Origin of the sequence: Thalassospira sp. UBA1131 (genome assembly GCF_002311515.1) — a bacterium.
Classification (GTDB): Bacteria; Pseudomonadota; Alphaproteobacteria; order Rhodospirillales; family Thalassospiraceae; genus Thalassospira.
This window is the reverse complement of the sequence record NZ_DCAO01000109.1, coordinates 89,455-106,941: the sequence shown is the minus strand read 5'-3', so window position 1 is coordinate 106,941 and position 17,487 is coordinate 89,455. Positions and strand designations below refer to the sequence as shown.

Annotated in this window: 14 protein-coding genes, 1 other RNA gene and 1 pseudogene; 12 read left to right on the top strand and 4 right to left on the bottom strand. The window is 54.8% G+C overall.

Going from position 1 to position 17,487, the window contains the following annotated elements:
• The first annotated feature begins 241 nt into the window (after positions 1-241).
• Positions 242-2,416 (top strand): methyl-accepting chemotaxis protein, encoded by a 2,175-nt coding sequence (locus tag B3Z49_RS18290; RefSeq protein WP_296993437.1) that lies wholly within the window; start codon positions 242-244, stop codon positions 2,414-2,416.
• A 400-nt stretch (positions 2,417-2,816) separates the two neighbouring features.
• Entirely contained in the window at positions 2,817-5,039 is a 2,223-nt protein-coding gene (locus tag B3Z49_RS18285) for a methyl-accepting chemotaxis protein (RefSeq protein ID WP_296993436.1), read from the top strand.
• 78 nt (positions 5,040-5,117) lie between these two features.
• On the opposite strand, the gene B3Z49_RS18280 is transcribed toward B3Z49_RS18285, so the two are convergent.
• From B3Z49_RS18280 to B3Z49_RS18265, 4 genes are all read right to left on the bottom strand, one after another.
• Positions 5,118-5,933, bottom strand: a complete 816-nt coding sequence (locus B3Z49_RS18280) for a TIGR00282 family metallophosphoesterase (RefSeq protein ID WP_296993435.1) — start codon at positions 5,931-5,933, stop codon at positions 5,118-5,120.
• Between the two features lie 123 nt (positions 5,934-6,056).
• Positions 6,057-6,217, bottom strand: a non-coding RNA gene (gene ssrS, locus B3Z49_RS18275) — 6S RNA.
• Between the two features lie 145 nt (positions 6,218-6,362).
• On the bottom strand, positions 6,363-6,701 hold the full coding sequence (locus B3Z49_RS18270) for a cell division protein ZapA (protein WP_296993433.1): 339 nt from the start codon (positions 6,699-6,701) through the stop codon (positions 6,363-6,365).
• A gap of 3 nt (positions 6,702-6,704) precedes the next feature.
• Positions 6,705-6,971, bottom strand: a complete 267-nt coding sequence (locus B3Z49_RS18265) for a hypothetical protein (RefSeq protein ID WP_296993431.1) — start codon at positions 6,969-6,971, stop codon at positions 6,705-6,707.
• A gap of 409 nt (positions 6,972-7,380) precedes the next feature.
• On the opposite strand from B3Z49_RS18265, the gene tkt reads away from it, so the two are divergent.
• From tkt to B3Z49_RS18215, 10 genes and pseudogenes are all read left to right on the top strand, one after another.
• Positions 7,381-9,363 carry a transketolase gene (gene tkt, locus B3Z49_RS18260; RefSeq protein WP_296993429.1) on the top strand — a complete coding sequence of 661 codons (1,983 nt, stop codon included), beginning with the start codon at positions 7,381-7,383 and terminating at the stop codon, positions 9,361-9,363.
• Between the two features lie 113 nt (positions 9,364-9,476).
• Positions 9,477-10,484, top strand: a complete 1,008-nt coding sequence (gap, locus tag B3Z49_RS18255; RefSeq protein WP_296993428.1) for a type I glyceraldehyde-3-phosphate dehydrogenase — start codon at positions 9,477-9,479, stop codon at positions 10,482-10,484.
• A 119-nt stretch (positions 10,485-10,603) separates the two neighbouring features.
• Positions 10,604-11,326 carry a spermidine synthase gene (locus tag B3Z49_RS18250; RefSeq protein WP_296993426.1) on the top strand — a complete coding sequence of 241 codons (723 nt, stop codon included), beginning with the start codon at positions 10,604-10,606 and terminating at the stop codon, positions 11,324-11,326.
• An 11-nt stretch (positions 11,327-11,337) separates the two neighbouring features.
• Entirely contained in the window at positions 11,338-11,769 is a 432-nt protein-coding gene (locus tag B3Z49_RS18245; protein ID WP_296993424.1) for a hypothetical protein, read from the top strand.
• 68 nt (positions 11,770-11,837) lie between these two features.
• Positions 11,838-12,479 carry a thiamine phosphate synthase gene (gene thiE, locus B3Z49_RS18240; protein WP_296993422.1) on the top strand — a complete coding sequence of 214 codons (642 nt, stop codon included), beginning with the start codon at positions 11,838-11,840 and terminating at the stop codon, positions 12,477-12,479.
• 166 nt (positions 12,480-12,645) lie between these two features.
• Positions 12,646-13,212 carry an elongation factor P gene (gene efp / locus B3Z49_RS18235; protein ID WP_008891362.1) on the top strand — a complete coding sequence of 189 codons (567 nt, stop codon included), beginning with the start codon at positions 12,646-12,648 and terminating at the stop codon, positions 13,210-13,212.
• Between the two features lie 54 nt (positions 13,213-13,266).
• Positions 13,267-14,076 (top strand): inositol monophosphatase family protein, encoded by an 810-nt coding sequence (locus tag B3Z49_RS18230; RefSeq protein WP_197145227.1) that lies wholly within the window; start codon positions 13,267-13,269, stop codon positions 14,074-14,076.
• A gap of 267 nt (positions 14,077-14,343) precedes the next feature.
• Positions 14,344-15,561: an OmpA family protein gene (locus B3Z49_RS18225; RefSeq protein WP_296993418.1), complete on the top strand. Its 1,218-nt coding sequence runs from the start codon at positions 14,344-14,346 to the stop codon at positions 15,559-15,561.
• Between the two features lie 12 nt (positions 15,562-15,573).
• Positions 15,574-16,758, top strand: coding sequence for a hypothetical protein (locus B3Z49_RS18220; protein WP_008891359.1), 1,185 nt, complete (start codon positions 15,574-15,576; stop codon positions 16,756-16,758).
• Positions 16,759-16,762: 4 nt separating this feature from the next.
• Positions 16,763-17,487, top strand: a pseudogene (locus tag B3Z49_RS18215) (peptidoglycan-binding protein); the annotation flags it as partial.

The window sequence follows — 17,487 nt, the reverse complement described above, 5'->3', positions numbered from 1 at the left end:
ATTGTATTACCCGGAAATCATTTCGGAAAATCACCCTATACGCGGATAGATGTTGCAGATGTGCAGATATTCTTTCAATAATAAGTAACGTACTAGAGAGTAAACTAATAATAATAATACTTTCAGGGTCCAAGCTGACGCACGCTAGAAGGGATTGGATTGCCACCCGGCCGCGTCAGGGAACAGCCGGCGTGAACAGAGAAGTCACGTTGGTGCACCTAGGGAACAAAGGTTAGATAGAATGGGAACTAAATTCGGGGTCCAAAGCAAACTACTGATATCGTTTGCTGTGGTAGGATTGATGGCGGTGATTTCTGCCATCGTCGGTGCAGTATCCTTCAATCAGTTCGGCAACGCGCTTAGTACGATTACCGAAGAAAAGCTTCCGCCGATTGCCGCAGCCCAGGCGCTGGCAACAGGAAGTGCCGAAATTGTCGCAATCGCGCCGCGTATTGTTGCTTCTACTAATCTGGAAGAAGAAGAAGCCATCAATGCTGAACTTGCTGTTCGACTTGAACAGCTTGGCGCCCTGATCAGCGAAATCGAAGCCACCGGCTTTATGCCAGAGGTGATTTCCAGCATCAATGACAACCGCGCATTACTTGAAGACAACCTGCGTCAGCTTCATGAAGCGACCCAGCAACGTTTCCAGATTGGTAACGAAAAGGCCTCCAAGCTCGAAGAGTTCCAGAACCTTGCCAAGCGCTATAGCGATACGCTTAAGCCGGTCTTGTCCTATACCCAGAATGACATCAACCAAGGCGGCGAATTTATCGCATCCTTTGGCGAAGATAGCGCAAAGAAATTTGCGACCGACAAGGATGAAATCCTTGCAACCTTCCAGAAATATGCATCCGCAATTGAAACGCGCACCCCGATCCTTGAGCTTGAACGCCTTGGTTCGTCGGCATCAAACATGATCATTTCCAGCACGACCGAAGACCAGGCCGTGCGCCTTTCGATCATTCCGGTGCGTATTCGCGGTACCTATTCCGACGCCCTAAGCAAGCTTGAGCTGCTTGAAAACGAACGCCTTAAAACGTTCTATGTCGATCTGATTGACAAGATGCAGAAGCTTTCGGTTGGTGATGGCAGCCTGCCGGAACTGCGCAAGCGTGAACTTGAAGTCACGGAAATGAGCCAGTCGCTTGTTGTACAGAGTGGCGAATATGCCAATGCGGTGCGCAACAGCGTTGCCGAACTGGTGGCTGGCCTGAATGACGAAGTCAACGAAGCCGCAGCACAGGCCGCTGTTGTCGAAAAACAGAGCTTGACCGCATTGACGGTTGTTGCCGCCATCGGCGTTGTGATTTCGCTTCTGATTTATGTGCTTTATGTCCGTGGTAACGTTCTGCGCCGCCTTGGCCTGTTGCAGAAAACCATGGTTCAACTTGCCGATGGCAATCTTGAGGTCGCGGTTCCCGCCAAAGGCAATGACGAGATTTCCGCCATGGGCCGTGCCGTCGAAGTCTTTAAGGACAATGCCCTTAAGGTCCGTGACATGCAGGCCGAAGAAGAACGCCTTAATCGCGAACGCAACGAAGCGCTGCGTGATGAATTGCTGTCGCTGGCCGATACGCTTCAGAACGAAGTTGAAAGTGCTGTCAACGAGATTGCCGCACTTGGCAACCAGCTTCAGGGGGTCTCAGGTCAGATGACCTCGAGCGCCGAACTGGTTTCGGGGCAAACCGAAGAAGTCGCAAGTTCCGCACAGGAAGCCACCGGCAATGTTGAAACCGTTGCCGCCGCCACCGAGCAGCTGTCGGCATCAAATGCGGAAATCAACCGTCAGATGGCAGAAACCACGCGCATTTCGAACGAAGCGGCCAAACGTGCCCAGCAAACCAACGAACTGGTTCATAGCCTGTCGCAGTCTGCCGACCGCATCGGTGAAGTCATCGCACTGATCACCGACATTGCCGAGCAGACCAACCTTCTGGCCCTTAACGCAACCATCGAGGCCGCCCGTGCGGGCGATGCCGGCAAAGGCTTTGCGGTTGTGGCAGCCGAGGTCAAAAACCTTGCCAACCAGACCGAAAAGGCAACCGAGGAAATTTCCGGCCAGATTTCGGGCATTCAGAAAGCCACCGGGGAATCGGTCAATGCCATCGGTGATATCGGTCGCATCATTGAAAACATCAATGAAATTGCCACCACCATCTCGGCTGCGGTCGAGGAACAGGGGGCTGCCACCGACGAGATCACGCGCAACGTGCGCGGGGCGGCGGACCGGACCCGTTCGGTTTCGGCTTCGATCAACGAAGTGGCAAATGAAACCAGCAAAACCGGAGAATTGTCCGGCCAGGTTCTGGCCACCGCACAGGATGCCTCCGAAAAGGTTGAAAACCTGCGTTCGCGGATCAACGGTATTCTGGATGATCTGCGCAAACAGGCACATGACCGCGCTGCGGCTTAAAGACCGAACTGAAAAGTTCCTGATGAAAAGGGCCTGCCATCTGGTGGGCCCTTTTCGTGTGACGGACCGGATTGACGCGTTTTTACCGATACCAAGATATGAGGCGTGAATTGCCCGATCATAGTCGCTTCAAAATGCCCACCAAAGCCCTGCAATACCACGATCTATACATCTGTTTAGCGTGAAAACGCATGCCCTGTTTGCCTCAGCTATGCTATATCCGTCGCAACAATAATATAACAGCCGCTTTATCTGCGGTCTTGCCGCCCCACGAATTGGCAGACCGTCCTTCCTTAAAGTGGCCCATCCGGGGAAGCAATATCCGAGAAAACCGCAATACGAGCGTCGGCACAGATCTGTGTCGGCACTGGACTAATTTGTCTATGGGATAACAGAAATTATGGGATTTAACTTTAAACGCGGCCCCCGCCCGTCGCCATCACGCAAAACCGGAAAAGCAGGGCTTGGAGTGCGCGGAAAGCTTGCCGGTGCATTCTTCCTCGTCGGCCTGATTGCCATTCTTGCTGCCTGCGTATCGGTCTTCTCGTTCAATAAGTTTGGCGGCCAGCTTGATGAAATCACCAACACCCAGTTGCCCCCAATGTTCATTGCCCAGCAGTTGGCAACAGACAGCGTGAAAGTTGTCGCATCCGCACCGCGCATCGTTGCGGCTTCTTCGCCCAACGAAGAACAAGTCGTCAAAATCGAACTTGATATGCTACTAGACAGCTTGCGCGAAAAACTTGATCAGCTGGCAAATTCCGGACTGCCACCGGCATCCTTGTCGATTATCGAGGAAGACGGACAGAAGCTTGCCGACAATCTGGAAACATTGCACGACGCAACCCTGCGCCGTTTTGATATGGCCAGCAAACTGGCAGAGAGCATCAACGCGTTTCAGGCGCTGAACGACAAATACAATTCCATGCTTAAACCGTTGCTGGCAATGTCACAAAACCAGATCAACGGCATTGGTGCGCAGCTTGATGATATCCGCAAAAATGCTGATTTTCTGACGCTTGATCAGAGAACACTTGGCGCGGACCTGGCGATTAAACTTGATGATACGATTGCCTCGCGCGAACCTGTGCTGGAGCTGTCCAAGCTTGGCGGTGACATGGCCAATGTCGTTCTGGGAGCAGCATCAAACAGCGACCCGACACGCCTTAAAATCCTGAGCGTGCAAATCCGCGGGACAATCGAGACGATTGAATCCCTGATCAAAAACCTTGAAAACGAACGTCTGCAGAAATTCTATGTCGATCTGCTGACAGATATCAAACCGCTGGCTGTTGGCCCTGACAGCATTCCTTCCTTGCGCATTGCCGAATTGCAACTTGCCAAGGAACAATCCGATATCGTTTTACAAAGTGCTGAATATGCGACTGCTATGGAAAGTGGTGTGAATGCACTGGTCGGATCGCTGCAAAACGGCGTTGACCGTTCGGCGGCGACGGCAAAAGTCCTGAACACCCAAAGTACATATGTGATGTACGCCGTCGGAGTTGCAGCCATTCTTCTGCCGCTTCTGATCTTTGTTCTTTATGTCCGTGGCAACCTGCTGCGTCGTTTGGCAGGTTTGCAAAAAACCATGGTATCACTGGCCGATGGTGATCTTGATGTTGCTGTTCCTTCCCAGGGCAATGACGAAATCACCGCAATGGGTCGTGCGGTTGAGGTCTTTAAGGAAAATGCTATCAAGGTCCGCGATATGCAGGCCGAGGAAGAGCGCCTTAACCGTGAACGCAACGAAGCTTTGCGCGATGAGCTTCTGAGCCTTGCAGACACGCTGCAGGACGAAGTGGAAACCGCCGTCAATGAAATTGCCGCCCTTGGCGAGCAGCTTCAAGGCGTTTCCGGTCAGATGAGCCAAAGTGCGGAACTGGTTTCCAATCAGAGCGAAGATGTTTCAAACTCGGCCGAAGAAGCGACCGGCAATGTTGAAACCGTTGCATCGGCAACCGAACAGCTTTCGAGTTCGAATGCGGAAATCAACCGTCAGATGGCAGAAACCACGCGCATTTCGAACGAAGCGGCCAAACGTGCCCAGCAAACCAATGAACTGGTCCATAGCCTGTCGCAGTCGGCTGGCCGTATTGGCGAAGTGATCGCACTGATCACCGACATTGCCGAACAGACCAACCTTCTGGCCCTTAACGCAACCATCGAGGCGGCCCGTGCGGGTGATGCCGGCAAAGGTTTCGCGGTTGTGGCAGCCGAGGTCAAAAACCTTGCCAACCAGACCGAAAAGGCAACCGAAGAGATCGCAGGACAGATCACCGGTATTCAGAAAGCCACCGGTGAGTCGGTTACCGCCATCGGCGAAATCGGATCAATCATTGATAGCCTCAATGAAATTGCGACGACCATTTCAGCCGCTGTCGAAGAACAAGGGGCTGCAACCGATGAAATCACCCGCAATGTACGCGGGGCAGCGGACCGTACCCGTGCGGTTTCGGCATCGATTGCCGAGGTTGCCAATGAAACCGGTCGTACCGGCCAGTTGTCCGGTGAAGTGCTGAGTACGTCGCGTTCTGCATCGGAAAAAGTCAGCGAAATGCGCACCCGTATTTCCGCCATCCTTGATGACCTGCGCCAGCAGGCCCGTGATCGCGCAGCCTGATCGAAACGCCACATCTGAAATGACAAAGGCCCGCCATCTGGCGGGCCTTTCGTTTGGGTGGTGATCGTTTTCAAACCATCAGGCGCTTGGCCAGCTACCTTTCAGGCGACCTCCGATGCGAACCGATTCAATACGTTTTGCAAGGCCGGTCTTGTCATCGGTTTCAACATAGACACCGCAAACCGTTGCCGGGCCTTCTGCTGGCTCGAACCGGCCAGCGGGCATCTTGGTCAAAAACTTTCGGACCGAGTTTTCCTTTTTCATGCCGATGACGGAATCGAAATCACCGCACATGCCGACATCTGTCTGATAGGCCGTACCATTTGGCAGAATCTGGGCGTCGGCGGTCGGCACATGGGTGTGGGTACCAAGAACAAGCGATGCACGCCCGTCACAATGGTGGCCAAACGCCATCTTTTCCGACGTGGTTTCCGCATGAAAATCAACAATCACGGCATCGACATTCTTGCCAATCTTGTGCTTGTTAAACAGCTTGTCAGCACCTTGGAACGGGCAAGATAGCGGATCCATGAACAGGCGTCCCATCATGTTGATCACACAGACCTTTTTGCCCGATCTGGTTTTAAACACGTAGTCGCCATTGCCTGGTGTGCCGTCGGGAAAGTTCCAGGGACGGAGCAGTTTTTCATCTTCGTCTATATAGGCGATGATTTCGCGTTGATCCCAGACATGGTTGCCCGTGGTCAGCACATCGGCACCGGCGCCATAGAATTCCTTGCAGATTTTGGCTGTTACGCCAAAACCGTGGGCAGCGTTTTCAACATTCACCACCGCGACATCAACCGACAAACGATCACGTAGCATCGGCAACGCTTCAAGAGCAGCCTTACGACCGGATTGTCCCAGAACGTCGCCAAGATGAAGTAAACGCATAGTGCTTCCTGTATTGCGTCAGCCAGCAGGCAGACATGTTTCGTTTAATGCACCCTGCCCCGGGACGCATGACCGGCATCGCGAAATGGAAAAGGGAATGAGTTTCAACCCAGAACAAAGTAATCGGGAGCCACCACTGCCGTTGGCCATTTGGTAATTCCTCGTGACCTGCGAGTGCAGGTGGGCGCCGTATAACGAGACCACGGCCTCGACAGGGACAGCTCCCTAGAGAAATGAGCATCGGCCCCGGGAATTAGCGAACCTGACGAACAGGGCAGCCCCCTTGATGCTGGGTTCTTGATCGCCGCGAACGGCGCATCGCAAACTGTCAGCGACCGGAACTTAGTCTTGGGTCATGTGAATTTCAAGTAGATTGCGCGATTTCAGCCCGGAAGAAACGCAGCCAGCAGCATTCAACGGGCCGTCAGATCAGTCTTTACCAAGACGATCGGCGAGTGCTTCGACACGTTCGGCCATGCCTTCGATATTGTCAGCAAGCGCATCACTTTCAGCAGCGGACAAACTTCCGGCTTCGGCGACGACTGCCGGGCGACTATCAAGCTTTTCGCGTGCCATGCTCAATTCATCGGCAATCAGCAGACTGGTCATGACCAAAAGTCGCTGTTCGCCGATCTGGCCAACCGCATCGGAGATTTCCTTGACCCGTTCGTCAACATATCCGGCAAGCGCGTGAATGCGATCTTCCTGACCGTCATCGCATGCGATGTCATAGCTGCGACCGTTAATGCGAATGGAAACCTGTGCCATGGATTATGCCTGTTTCGTTGCTGGTTCTTCATCAAGGACGAGTTTGAGCTGATCAACAGCACCATCAAGCCGGCTGGAAACCGTTTGGGTGGTACGGCTAAGCCGGTCGTAATCTTCACGAAGGGCTGACAGCTGTCCGCGAAGGTGTTCGACCTCTGCCGTATCAGCATTTGCATTCCGGCTTTTGGCCTCGATCGCCGACTCCGCAACCGTTTCCAGACGTTCCAGTGCTGCTTTGAGCCGATCACTTGCTTGTTGCAACCGCGACATCACCCTACCCGAATGTTTGCTGTTTACCCGATGCGCACAGCGATCTGTTTCCTGGCGCCACTCATCAAGAACCAATATGACATTGTGAACATGTCATGATCATGGCTGATTTAACATCACAGATTTCAATCAACAACCGTTTTGCCCCATTTGTTGTGCCGGTATTCATGCCAACAGCAACCGCACCCCTTGAAATTTACAGAACCACCTGCGTAAATCGTTCAACAGCGTCACCCAATCTGCCAACCGGGACAGACGCGAGGTCGATCTAATTCCCGTTAACATGGCAGATTTTCGATAGAAGCGGTTGACGTTTGCCCCCTGTAAGGGCATCTTCCGCGCGAATTCCGTTAATAAATGGAAAAGTGTTTTCATCGCCCGACCGCGAAACCCCCAGGAACCGCATCACATGACGACGCAAGCAGAACACAATCGCATGGCCAATGCCATCCGCTTCCTCTCGGCAGACGCTGTTGAGAAAGCCAAATCCGGACACCCCGGCATGCCGATGGGCATGGCAGATGTTGCGACTGTTCTTTATACCAAATTCTTGAAATTCGATCCAAAGCACCCGAACTGGCCGGACCGCGACCGTTTCATCCTGTCCGCAGGTCACGGTTCGATGCTTCTTTATTCGCTTCTGCACCTGACCGGTTACGAAGACTTCGATCTTGATCAGATCAAGAATTTCCGTCAGATGGGTTACCGCACGGCGGGCCACCCGGAATTCGGCCATGGTGCCGGTATTGAAACCACCACTGGCCCGCTGGGTCAGGGGATTGCGACCTCGGTCGGTTTCGCCCTTGGCGAGCGCATCATGAATGCCCGTTTCGGTGACAGCGTTGTTGATCACTACACCTATGTGATTGCCGGTGACGGTTGCCTGATGGAAGGCATTTCGCAGGAAGCCATTTCGATGGCCGGTCACATGAAACTGTCGAAACTCATCGTTCTGTTCGATGACAACGGCATTTCGATTGATGGCCCGACCTCGCTTTCGACCTCGGAAGACCACAAGAAACGCTTTGAAGCAGCTGGCTGGGATGTTCAGCAGATTGATGGCCATGATCCGGCCGCGATCGAAGCCGCCATTGCCAAAGCAAAAACCACCAACACGCCCTCGATGATCGCGTGTAAAACCGAAATCGGTTTTGGCGCCCCGACCAAGGGCGGCACCTCGGCAACGCATGGCGCACCGCTGGGTGCAGAAGAACTTGCCGGCATGCGCAAGAAACTTGGCTGGGATTACGAGCCATTTGAAATTCCGGCTGATGTCCGCGACGCATGGCTTGCAGCCGGCGCGCGCGGCACCGAAGATTTCAATGCATGGGGTGCACGCTTCGAAAGCCTCGAAGCAGCGCTTAAGGACGAGTTCGAACGTCGCATCGAAGGCAAGCTTCCGGAAAACTGGATCGAAGCGTTCAACGACTACAAGAAACAGATCACCGAAGAAAAGCCAAAGGTCGCAACCCGCAAGGCGTCCCAGAACGTTCTTGAAGTTCTGACCAAGGAAATCCCGGAAATGATTGGTGGTTCTGCCGATTTGACCGGCTCGAACAATACCAAGACCGGCGTTCAGGCACCGATTACCGCCGAAGGCGGCTATGAAGGTGCGTATATCTATTACGGTATCCGCGAACACGGCATGGCCGCGGCCATGAACGGCCTGGCGCTGCATGGTGGCGTTCTGCCTTATGGTGGCACCTTCCTGGTCTTTACGGACTATTGCCGCCCGTCGATCCGCCTTTCGGCGCTTATGAACCAGCGCGTTGTTTACGTCATGACCCACGATTCCATCGGTCTTGGCGAAGACGGCCCGACCCACCAGCCGGTCGAACATGTCGCATCGCTTCGCGCCATGCCGAACGTCACTGTGATCCGCCCGGCCGATGCGGTCGAAACTGCCGAAGCATGGGCAATGTCGATCACCAACGAAACCGGCCCGACCGTTTTGGCGCTGACCCGCCAGAACCTTCCGGTTTTGCGCACCGAATACCGTGAAGACAACCTTGTCGCACGCGGCGGTTACGTCATTTCCGATTGCGATGGCGATCGTCAGGTCACCCTGATTGCAACCGGCTCGGAAGTCGAGATCGCGGTTGACGCCCAGGCCAAGCTTAAAGCAGACGGCATCAATGCCGCTGTTGTTTCGCTGCCGAGCTGGGAACTGTTTGACGCCCAGTCGCCGGAATACCGCAAAGAAGTTCTGGGCAGCGCCCCGCGCGTTGCCATCGAAGCACTTTCGGTCTTTGGCTGGGAAAAATATGTTGGCGATAACGGCAAGGTTATCGGCATGCATGGATTTGGTGCCTCGGCACCTGCCCCGGTTCTATACGAGCATTTCGGCATCACCGCCGACGCTCTGGTCAAAGCGGCCAAGGAACTGGTTTGATTTACAGGGCCGGATCGGTAACATGCCGATCCGGCCTTTTTTCTATGGGTCTAAAACCCTAAGCCGTGATTGATACTCCCCAGGTACCAATCATTATAATTTTGGAGGGATGAATGGCTATTCGCGTAGCGATTAATGGTTTCGGTCGTATCGGTCGTCTTGTTCTGCGTTCTATCGTTGAAAGCGGCCGCACAGATGTTGAAGTTGTTGCCATCAACGACCTGGGTGATGTCAACACCAACGCACATCTTCTGAAATATGATTCCGTTCATGGCGTTCTGGCCAATGACGTCAAAGCCGAAGGCGACAACCTCGTCATTGACGGCAAGGCGATCAAAGTCTGCTCCGAGCGTGACCCGGCGAACCTGCCGTGGGCTGACCTCAAAGTTGATATCGCATTCGAATGCACCGGTATCTTCCTTGACGAAGCGGGTGCCGGCAAACACCTGACCGCAGGTGCCAAGCGCGTTCTGATTTCCGCCCCGGCAAAGGGTGATATCAAAACCGTTGTTTACGGTGTTAACTCCGACACCCTGAGCGCTGACGATGTTATCGTTTCGAACGCTTCTTGCACCACCAACTGCCTTGCACCGGTTGCAGATGTTCTGAACAAGACCGTTGGCATCACCAAAGGTTTCATGACCACCGTTCACGCCTTCACCGGCGACCAGAACACCGTGGACAGCCTGCATAAAGACCTGCGTCGTGCACGTTCGGCATCGCTTTCGATGATCCCGACCTCGACCGGTGCGGCAAAGGCTGTCGGTCTGGTTCTGCCGGAACTCAAAGGCAAGCTTGACGGTACCGCGATCCGCGTTCCGACCCCGAACGTCTCCATGGTTGACCTGACGTTCGTTGCAGGCCGCGACACCACCGTTGATGAAATCAACGCAGCCATCAAAGAAGCAGCAAACGGCCCGCTCAAAGGCGTTCTTGGCGTTTGCGAAGCACCGCTGGTTTCGGTTGACTTCAACCACAACCCGAACAGCTCAACCTTTGATGCGACCCAGACCCAGGTCATGGACGGCAACTTCGTTCGTATCCTGTCCTGGTATGACAACGAATGGGGCTTCTCCAACCGTATGAGCGACACCGCTGTCGCCATGGCGAAGTTCCTCTAAGCGTCGCTTAGGTTCAGATTTTCGAAGTGCCCGAAGTTCTGCTTCGGGCACTTTTCTTTTGCCCGTCTTTCCGTCACTGTTGAGCCAACGAACAGAAAAGACAAACAGGAGCCCAGCCCGTGAGCCTTCTTTTCAAGGAACTTGATTATCGCCCGACACCGATGGGGGTGCTAAGCCTGCGTCGCCGACGTGAGCTGAGCCTTGATATCGACGTCTACGAGATCAAGCTTGATGAAGAATATCTGATGTCGAGCCTGTTTACCGATGCCGAGATTGCGCTGGCCGACCTTGGCCTGGCGGAGCTTGATCGCGACAACCTTGATGTCGTCGTCGGCGGGCTTGGCCTTGGATATACCGCCAAGGCCGCCCTTGATAATCCCAAGACCGGCAAGCTGACGGTGCTGGATACCCTGCCCGAGGTGATCGAATGGCATCAGCAAGGGTTGCTGCCGCTGGGTGAACAGCTTTCAAATGATCCGCGCTGCGCACTGGTGCATGGCGATTTCTTTGGCGCGTCGCTTTCCGACACACCGGGCATGAACCCGGATGCGCCCGAGAAACGGCATGACGCCATCCTTTTGGATGTTGATCATTCGCCGGGCAATGTCCTGCACGAAGACCACGAGCGCCTTTACACCAAGGATGGTCTGGCAAAGCTTGCCGCCCATCTGGTGCCCGGCGGGATTTTTGCCCTGTGGTCAACCGAGCTGCCCGAACCGTGGTTTGAAGAAAACCTGAAATCCGCGTTTGAGACCATCCGGGCTGATGTCATTAAATTCAAACATCCGCTGATTGACCGTGAAGATATCAACACGGTCTATGTCGCGCGCACCAAAGCATAAGAACCATCGAAATGAGCCCCCTGCCCGATCCTGTTATTTGCATTCATGGCATCACCGGCGCCAGATCCGCCTGCCGGGTGATGGGCGATCGTGCCTTTGGGTTGCTGTCGCCTGAACATGCTGCGCAAACGCACGGGACACAGTGGTTTGCCGATCTGGTCACGCTGGTGCGTGAAGACTTCCCGGCATGTGATTTCACGGCGATCCTTGATTGTCGTGGGCGGGTTTCTGGCGCGTTGGCCGCAATTGAGCTGGGCCTTGATGTGGTGATCGTCGAGCCGTCGTCAGATAACCGCATTGAAAAACTGGCGGATATGGCGCGTCAGGCCAATTGCAGCGTCATCACCGATTTACCGGCGGCTGATACGATCTATCAGATGGCCGATGACCTGTTGCCCGATCATGAACTCGACAAGCGGTTGCTTGCACATCTTGCCGCGTAGCCTTGGCAATTGCCAAAACCAGCGTCAAAGGTTACATAACACGCAGGAAATCATCAGGAATTATCATCGTGAATTCAGACGAACTTGCCGGTCTTTATCTTCTGACCCCGCCGAAAATCGACCTTGCACCCTTTGGCGAGAAGCTGAAATCTGTGCTGGATACCGGTGCGGTTGATTGCCTGCAATTGCGCCTGAAGGATGTCAGCGATGACGACATCCGCAAGGCGATTGATACCATCCTTCCGATGTGTACTGATCGTGACATTCCTCTGATCCTCAATGACCGTCCTGATATTGCCAAGAAATCGGGCTGTGACGGCGTGCATGTCGGCGAAGAAGACGCAAGTTACGACGAAGCACGCGCCATTATGGGCGAAGAACATATCGTCGGTGTGTCGTGCTATGACAGTCGCCACAAGGCGATGATCGTTGGAGACAAAGGGGCCGATTACGTCGCATTCGGCGCGTTTTATCCGACCGAAACCAAAGAAGCCAAAACCAGCGTCACCACGGAAATCCTCGAAATCTGGACGACCTTTACCACGGTGCCCTGTGTGGCGATTGGTGGCATCACGGCTGATAATGTTGCGCCGCTTGTTTTGGCAGGTGCCGACTTCATTGCCGTCACCGGTGGCGTCTGGAACCATCCGGACGGGCCAGAAGCCGGTGCGAAGGCCATCAAGGCGGCGATTGCAGCAACCGAGATCTGATTTCATTCATTGGTCCAGCCATGCGCGAATGATGGGGCGTTATGCGCGCAAACCCGGATCAATCTTCTTGCAGCAAAACAGCCAAACTGGTAGGTAGAGCGCCTGAAATGGGGCGCTTGCCCCTTATTGCATTGTGAATCTGTGATCTGAAAGAACGGTTTGTGCCATGAAAATCAACGGCAACGAAATCCGTCCGGGTAACCTTATCGAACATAAAGGTGCCCTGTGGCGTGCAGTAAAATGCCAGGCTGTGAAGCCGGGTAAAGGCGGTGCTTTTAACCAGGTTGAACTCAAAGACATTCGTACCGGCACCAAGCTGAACGAGCGTTTCCGCGCTTCGGAAACCGTCGAAAAGGTTCGTCTTGAGCAGAAAGAATACACCTATCTGTTCGCCGATGGTGACATGATCACCTTCATGGACAGCGAAACCTATGAACAGATCACAGTAAATGCCGACCTTGTTGGCGAAGCGGCTGTCTATCTTCAGGATGGTATGGTTGTGACCATCGAATCCTTCGAAGGTGAGCCGCTTGGTGTGACCCTTCCCGAGCATGTCGTCTTCCAGATTGTCGAAGCCGATGCGGTTGTCAAAGGTCAGACCCAGTCTTCTTCTTTCAAACCGGCTGTTCTTGAGAACGGTGTTCGTGTGATGGTGCCCCCGCATATTGAATCGGGTACGCGCATTGTCGTGAACACAGTTGAAGGCACCTATATCGAGCGTGCCAAGGACTAAGGGCGAAACCCGCCCTGTGGTTTTCATTTTAATTCAAACACCGGGAGATATGCCGTGCGAGGCGCCGCCCGTCGTTCTGCGAACATCAATGTGATGTACAAGGCTGTCGAAAAGGCAGCCTACGGACTGAAACGCGACTTCGGTGAAGTCGAGAACCTTCAGGTTTCGATGAAAGGCCCGGCAGATTTCGTATCTGCGGCTGATCACCGTGCCGAAAAACGCCTGCGTGAAGAGCTTGAGCGTTCCCGCCCCGGTTATGGCTTCCTTATGGAAGAAGGTGGCGAGATCAAGGGCACCGATCCTGAGCATCGCTGGATCATTGATCCGCTTGATGGCACCACCAACTTCCTGCATGGCATCCCGCATTTTGCGATTTCGGTTGCCCTGCAGAAGGGTGATGAAATCATTGCCGGCATGATCTATGACGTCGCCAAGGACGAATGCTTCTGGGCGGAAAAGGGCGTCGGTGCGTTCCTTGATAACCGCCGCCTGCGCGTTTCGGGCCGTCGTCGTCTGAACGAATGCGTTCTGGCATGCGGTGTTCCGCATCTTGGTCATGGTGATCACGCGGTATTTGAAAAGCAGCTGCACTCGGTCATGGATCGTTGTGCCGGCGTGCGTCGTATGGGGGCTGCGGCCCTTGATATGGCCTATGTCGCGGCCGGTCGTTATGACGGTTATTGGGAATCCCACCTCAATGCGTGGGATATTGCAGCCGGGATCATCCTGATCTCCGAAGCTGGCGGTTATATCCGCGATGACAAAGGCGGCACCAACATGCTTGGTACCGGCAGCGTCGTTGCAGCCAATGACTATATCCAGCCGGTGCTGGCCAAAACGCTTAAAAAGGCAATCACGGGCTAACACCCGGCTTTTGTTACTGTTTTTTGAAAGGGGCGCTTCGCAATTTGCCGAAGCGCCCCTTTTGCGTTTTCGGTCAAAGCGGTTGTCCATCATCTGTCTCTAAGCTATGGTGCTTGGGACTGTGCGGTCTGATTGCGGGCCCACGGACACCAAGGGGGGGCATTCGGAAAGTTTTGCGGGTGCCTAATGATCGACACAAAACTGTGTGAAATAGAACAACGTTACCAAACGATTTCAAACACAGGGTATTAAGGGGCCTGCGATTTGATGATGGGGTATTCCAAGATTTCGGTGCTTGCGATGACGGCTGCACTGGGCACAACCGTGTTCTTTGCGCCAGATGCATCGGCGCAACAATACTCCCCCGTTTCGAATGACAGCAGCGTTCAGGTGAACTGGGACGTTGCAGATGGCTATGGCGGGCAGCCGACCGTTCCGCAATATCTGTCTCCCACCGTTTCACGCGATCATATCGTCATGCCGGGCGGTGATCTGATTTTCCCGGAAACCCGTCCGAAATCGACTTTCCTCGCCGCTGAACAGTTTGCCAGTGCGACAGGTAATGCTGGCTATGACGGCGGGTTTGAAACCGTTGTCATTGACGGATCAAGTGGCGGTGGCAATGCCTTCCCGACCCAATCAGAATTTTATGGCGTTCCCGGCGTCGTCCCAAATGCAACCCAGCGTGTCGCGGACATGGATGATGGTGCAAACCAGACCATTGCGCTGACCCAGCCGGAACCGACCGCCGCACCGCGCAGCAAACCGGTCGCACCACCTGTAACCGAAAGCAGCGCATCGAACGCACCGACGCCGCTGACCAAGCCTACTCCGGCACCGGAGCCTGCGCCGACTGTCGCACCGGCGGCACCGGAACCAACCCCGGCGGCCCCGACCACTTCCCCGGCGACCGAGACGGCAGAAGTATCTGATGCCCCTGTGGCACCGCCTGCCCCGGTCGAGGAAAACAACGCAGCACCCGCACCGGCAGCACCGGAAGTCGCACCGATTTCCGACACACCTGCGCCCCCGGCAGCCCCTGCACCAGACACCACCCAGCCTGCGACCGAGATGGCAGAACCGGCCCCCGCGCCGACGGTGCCACCGGCCCCGGCTGAAGAAGCATCCATCCCGCCAGAAACCTCTGCACCGGCTGCAATGCCGGCCACCGGTGGCGATGAATACAGCCTTGGCTTTGCCGCTGACAGCTTCGAGCTGAGTGCGGCCGCCAGAAGCCAGCTCGACAGCGTGATCGCAACCATGGGACAGGATGAAGATCTTCGAATTCAGTTGCAGGCCTATGCGCAGGGTGACGGGGCGAATGCCTCCAAGGCGCGTCGTCTGTCGCTGTCACGCGCGCTTCAGGTGCGTTCCTATCTGATTGACAGGGGTGTGCGCTCCACGCGCATTGATGTTCGTGCCCTGGGTGCGAATGTTCCGTCCGGCCCCGCAGATCGCGTCGATATCAAAACCGTTCAACGCTAGGATTAATCCGCTATGAGCAGCAATTCGGCCAGTGGTACGGGATCCCTCCCGCCTATTACCAAACCCGGTAGTTATCTGACACGCATGGCAATCTTTGTTGCCATCATCGCCGGGGTTGGCGCCCTGCTGTTCCCGGCACTGTCTGATGCCTTTATGGCCAATGCTGTTCTCAATGGCCTGATCCTTGGCGTGTTTGTCGTGGGTGTCATTTACACCTTCCGCATGGCCGCAAGCCTCTCGCCCGAAGTGACGTGGATCGAGGATTTTCGTCGGTCCCGTCCGGGGCTGACGTCGCAGGTGCCGCCGAAACTTCTGGCCCCGATGGCCAGCATGATGGCCGAACAGCGCCGCGACCGCCCACAGCTTTCGACCACATCGACCCGGACGATCCTTGACTCGATCCGCTCCCGCCTTGATGAAAGCCGCGAATTGTCGCGCTATGTCGTTGGCCTTTTGGTGTTCCTGGGTCTGCTCGGCACCTTCTGGGGCCTGCTTCAGACCGTGAACTCGGTTGCTGGTGTGATCAGTAACGTCAATGTCGGCAGCGGGTCCAACATGGACCTTTGGTTCTCCGAGCTTAAAGACGGCCTGTCCGAACCGTTAAGCGGCATGGGTACGGCGTTTTCGTCCTCGCTGTTTGGTCTTGCAGGATCGCTTGCCCTTGGTCTTCTGGACATGCAGGCCGGTCAGGCACAGAACCGTTTCTTCAATGATCTTGAAGAATGGCTGTCAAGCTTCACCCGCCTTGGTTCCGGTGGTGGCATTTCCGACGGCGAACAGTCTGTTCCGGCGTATCTTTCGGCCCTGATCGAACAGATGGCCGATAATATGGAAGGATTGCAAAACTCCATCCAGCGATCGGAAAGTTCACAGATCAAATCGCATAACACCCTGATTGATCTGGCGGATAAGCTATCGACCCTGACCGATCAGATGAAGGCCGAACAGCAATTGATGGTCAAGCTGGCGGAAAACCAGATGCACCTCAAACCGGTCCTCGATCAGCTGGCGGATTCGATGAAAATGGGCAGCTTCGGGATTGATGATAATACCCGTGCCCATATCCGTTCGCTCGACAATACGCTTGGCCGTATTGGCGAAGAACTGACCATGGGCCGCCAGCAATCCACACAGGAAATCAGAAGCGAGATCAAGCTCCTCGCCCGCACCATCGCCGCCATCGCCGAGGAGGGCTGATCGAATGATCGGGCTTTCGCGCCGTCGTAACCGCGATGTAAATACCTGGCCGGGCTTTGTTGATGCGCTGGCAACCCTTTTGATGGTGATTATCTTTCTTCTGATGATCTTTGTCATTGCGCAGGTGTATCTGGGTGCGGCCCTTTCCGGGCGTGACGAGGCGCTAAGCGATCTGACCGCCCAGGTTAACGAGCTGACCAATCTGCTGTCACTTGAACGTGGCAACAACCAGCGTATGGAACTCGAACTCACACAGCTGACGACCGAGCTTTCCAATACCGCCGATCAGCGTGATGACCTGCGTGCGCGTGCTACCACCCTTGCCGATCAGTTGGCGGCAGCTGAACTTTCAACGGATGAGATTGAGCAGAAACTTCTGGCAGCCCTTGCGTCGCTTGAAGACAAGGAAGCCGAACTGACCGAGCTTCGCGAAACTACGGGCGAAAAGATCACTGATCAGGAAACCCGTATTGACGAGCTTTCGGCCCTTCTGGCATCGCGCGCAGCCGAGTTGGAAGAACAAAAGAACCTTAGTGACGAAGCCAAGGCACAGGTCGCGGCGCTTAATCAGCAAATGTTGGCCCTGCGCCAACAACTGGCCCGGATCGAAGCCGCGCTTGAAACGTCCGAACGCGAGAACGAGGAAAAAGACGCCCAGATCGTCAATCTTGGCAATCGCCTGAATGCGGCCCTTGCCACCAAGGTTGCCGAGTTGCAGCGGTATCGTTC